Origin of the sequence: Aporhodopirellula sallentina SM41, assembly GCF_000346505.1 — a bacterium.
In the GTDB taxonomy this organism is placed as follows: domain Bacteria; phylum Planctomycetota; class Planctomycetia; order Pirellulales; family Pirellulaceae; genus Rhodopirellula; species Rhodopirellula sallentina.
In genome coordinates this window covers 1-4,376 of sequence record NZ_ANOH01000268.1, presented here as the reverse complement: position 1 = coordinate 4,376, position 4,376 = coordinate 1, and the positions used below count along the sequence as shown (strand labels likewise).

The following is a 4,376-nucleotide window of genomic DNA, read 5'->3' as shown; positions in this document are numbered from 1 at the left end:
GCCGTGCTATGGCATGGCGGAAACCACGTTGATCGTCACGGGTGGTCCGCAGGACAACGGCGACGACCAAATCCGCCCGGTCCTGACGCCGTTCGATGGTCCGTCGTTGGACAAGAAAAAGGTGAGCGCCCCCTCGGAGTCTGACTCCGCTCGTGAACTCGTTGGGTGCGGTCGCGTGCTGCCGGGCGAACGTATCGAGATTGTCGATCCTGATTCGTTGAAGGTGTTGCCCGCGGACGAGATCGGCGAGATCTGGGTGCAGAGCCCATCGGTCGGTCGTGGATATTGGCAACGTCGCGAAGAGACCAACCGCACCTTCGCCGCAATGACGGCGGACAACCAAGGGCCGTTCCTGCGAACCGGTGATCTAGGCTTCCTGCACGAAGGGCAACTGTTTGTTTCGGGCCGGTTGAAGGACATGATCATCGTGCGTGGCGTCAATCGTTATCCGCAGGACATCGAGGCAACCGTCGAACGAGCCAGCGACGTTGTCCAGGCGGGATCGGTCGCCGCATTTGCGATGACCGACAGCGACCGGGAACAACTCGTCATCGTCGCCGAAACGATCCGTCGTCGTGATCTCGATTGGGACGATCATCTGCAGGCGATCCGCCGCGCCGTCACCGCCGAACACGAACTGCCGCCCGATGCGGTCTACCTCGTCCGTAACAGCAGCGTTCCCAAAACGAGCAGTGGAAAGATCCAACGGCACGCGTGTTTGCACGCCGTCCGCGACAACGATTTGAAAGTCATCGCCCAGTGGATTCGTGGCGAAGAATCCGCGTCGCAGCCGTCCGCGCTCTCGGGCGACACGATGATGAAAGCCGCCTCCGGTTCGAGCGGTTTGAACGCGCCGGCCGACCCCGTCATTATCGACGCGATCGAAATCCATGTCCGACGCGTCGCCGGTGAACGGGCCGGGCAAATGTCGACCGACACCAACATTGTTCTCGACCTCGGACTCGACAGCCTCGAGCGGCTCGAGATTGCTCGCAGCCTCGAACGAACCTTCGGCGGTCGGTTCCCCGAACAGGTGCTCGACGAAGTCGAAACGATCGGACAAACCGCCGCCGCGGTGGAGCGATACCTGTCCGCCGGTGCTCGGGCCCGCGCCGAAGCCTTCCTGGCCGATCCGAACCAACAACTCGGTGCGTCGGACGATCAAATCAATGGCGACAATTTGCAGGACGCGATCTCCTCGCATGGGATCGATGGCGACGTCGCCCGGCCGATCCGCAGCGTCACGGTAGCGGCCGAAGACGACGTGACCCAGTTCACCGAGTACCGTCGCCTCAAAGCGACCATGCGGCAAATGCAATTAACCGGTTGCCCGAACCCGTACTTCACCGTTCACGACAGCATCGTCGGTGACACAACGGTGATCGACGGCGAAACCTATATCAGTTTCGCGAGCTACAACTATCTCGGACTGAGCGGGCATCCGGAAGTCTCCGCCGCTGCCGCCGACGCGATCGCCCAGTACGGTACGAGCGTTTCCGCGAGTCGCCTCGTCAGCGGTGAGAAACCGATCCACGGACAACTCGAACGACGCATCGCCGAATGGGTCGGCGTCGACGCCGCGATCACCATGGTCGGCGGTCACGCCACCAACGAAACCACGATCGGTCACCTCGTCGGGCCGGAAGATTTGATCCTGCACGATGCACTTTCGCACAACAGCATCGTTCAAGGAGCACTCCTGTCGGGGGCCAAACGACGGCCGTTCCCGCACAACGATTTCGAATCGCTCGACCGCATGCTTACCGCCCTTCGGCACCAATACCGACGGACGCTGGTTGTTATCGAAGGCGTCTACAGCATGGACGGTGACTTCCCCGACGTGCCGAAGTTCATTGAGGTCAAAAAGCGTCATCGCTGCATGTTGATGGTCGACGAAGCCCACAGTTTCGGAACGATGGGTAAGACCGGACACGGCATCGCCGAACATTTCGCCTTCAACCCGAAAGACGTCGATATCTGGATGGGCACGCTCAGCAAATCGGCATCGTCCTGCGGCGGTTACATCGCCGGTTCGAGTGCCTTGGTTGAATTGCTGCGTTATACCGCCCCCGGGTTTGTGTTCAGTGTCGGCATGCCACCGAGCCAAGTCGCCGCCGCGATCGCTTCGCTCGACGTGCTCGAACGCGAACCCGAACGAGTCGAACGTTTGCGACACAACAGCGAATTGTTCCTGTCCCTTTGCCAGAAAGCCGGGCTCGATACCGGCGACAGCGGCGGAACCCCCGTCGTGCCGGTCATCACGGGGAACTCATTGGTGGCGTTGCGGTTGAGCAACCGGCTCAAGAAGGACGCGATCAACGTGCAGCCGATCCTGTATCCGGCTGTGGATGAGTCCGCCGCTCGGTTGCGGTTCTTCATCACCAGCGAACATTCCGAAGAACAGATTCGCTTCACCGTCGACCGAACCCAGTTCCACTACAACGAACTGCAAGGCATCCCGGCAACGTCGCTGGCCGAAACCGGCTAAGGTTCTCTCTCGAGAACGGCACTGTGTGTTGCAGCACGGATCCCAAACACGAGTGAGCATAGAACTGCCCCGCGAACCCATCCGCGGATCGGCGTCTGCCTCGGTTCCCACGAGACAGCCGGGGCGAACGCTTGCCGGCGAAGCAGACTACCGAGGATAGGTTGACCGCTACCAACGTCGCTCCGCGTAGGATGCACTGACCATGAGCAAGCGACCATGAGCAAGCAACCACGAGCGATTCGACCATGAGCGATTCGACCATGAGCGATTCGTTACCGCGTGTTCTCGGCGTTGTCCTCGCCGGCGGAAAGTCGACTCGCATGGGACGCTGCAAATCCGAACTGCTGCATCCCGGCGGCGGCACCTATCTCGAGCGAGCGGTCGAGCGGATGAAATCGGTTTGCGACGAAGTTGCCGTCTCGTTGGCCGAAGAAAGCGATCACCCGCCCGATGCGTCTCGCCCCGGTGACTTGCCCGCGGAAGTCCACCGAGTTTTCGATTCGCAAACCGATTGCGGCCCTGCCGAAGGAGTCGCCCGCTCGCTCGATCTGGCGATGACGCTTCGCTGCAGCGCAGTCCTGTTCACGCCGGTGGACGTTCCCCGATTGCAGGCCGCTCACCTCAACATGCTGATTTCGCAGTTCGCCGCTCAACCGGAAAAAATCATTTGTGCGATCAGCGACGATTTGTCGGCGACCAAACCGCTGCAACCGCTGATTGCGGTTTATCCGGTGCAGACCTTTCCCGAGATCGTGAGGCTGGCCCAATCCGAACGTCGTGGTCTTTATCGTTTCATTCAAAACAGCGAACATGGCACCGTCGCGTTACCTGCCGACGCGTTGCACAACGTCAACTCCCCTCACGATCTTCCGTCATGAAGCGTTTCGCATTCGACAGCCCCCAGGAAGCGATCTCGGCACTGGCCGAACCCCTAACGCCGGTCGCGATCGAGAACGATTGCCGCAATCTGCTCGGCCGTGTTCTCGCCTGCCCGATCCATGCCGATCGCGATCATCCCGCAGCCGACGTTTCCGCGATGGACGGGTATGCACTCGCGATGCGGAGCCCGGCAAAGTCCGGCGAGTTGCACTGCAACGATGAAATCCCGGTCACCGGCGAGAGCGTCCCCGGTTCGCCTCCGCCGGATTTCACTGACTTCGGTGTGATCCGCATCTTCACCGGCGGGATGGTTCCGGCCGGATGTGATCGCGTGATCCAACGAGAGTACACGATCGAAACTCCCGGTTCGAAATCGCCACCGCACGGAACGATCCGATGGCGAGCCGAGGCCAAACTGACGCGACCGGCGGCCAACATTCGCGGCCGTGGCGAGAACCTCGCCGAAGGTGAACAAGCTTTACCGCCGGGGGTCGTCGTGCGATCGCCCCAGGTCGCCACGATCGCGAGTTTTGGAATTGAGAAAGCTGACGTGTACCGCTGTGTCCGGTTGGCCATTATCACGACCGGCGACGAACTCGACGAAATGGATTCGAGCGACAGCGATCCGCTGCCCCCGTGGAAGATTCGCAACAGCAACGCCCACGCCCTCCGGGCTCTCGTGTTGACGCGTCCTTACGTCGAACCGCCGACAATGTTGCACGCCCCCGACCAGCCCGACAAATTGCAACAAATCGTCGCCGACGCGGTCGCGAACCATGACATCGTGCTGTTGACCGGCGGCGTCTCGATGGGCGATCACGATTACGTCCCGAAAGTGGTCAGTGCGATCGGAGCGGAAACGATCTTTCACAAATTGCCGCTGCGTCCCGGCAAACCGATCCTCGGTGCGATCGCCAGTGATGCCGAGACGCATGCGAGCAAGCCCATCATCGGTCTGCCAGGAAACCCGGTCAGCGCGACGATGGGAGCCGTCCGGTTCGCACTGCCG

General features: G+C 61.1%; 3 protein-coding genes. All 3 read left to right on the top strand.

What is annotated here, in order from left to right:
• On the top strand, positions 1 to 2,488 hold a 2,488-nt coding region (locus RSSM_RS17950), incomplete at its 5' end, for an aminotransferase class I/II-fold pyridoxal phosphate-dependent enzyme (protein WP_044302918.1).
• A gap of 245 nt (positions 2,489 to 2,733) precedes the next feature.
• The gene (locus RSSM_RS17945) at positions 2,734 to 3,366 is read left to right on the top strand and encodes a molybdenum cofactor guanylyltransferase (protein WP_008681762.1); all 633 of its coding nucleotides are present in this window, start codon (positions 2,734 to 2,736) and stop codon (positions 3,364 to 3,366) included.
• The coding region (locus tag RSSM_RS17940; RefSeq protein WP_008681760.1) for a molybdopterin molybdotransferase MoeA at positions 3,363 to 4,376 on the top strand (1,014 nt) is incomplete at its 3' end. The genes RSSM_RS17945 and RSSM_RS17940, both read left to right, overlap by 4 nt.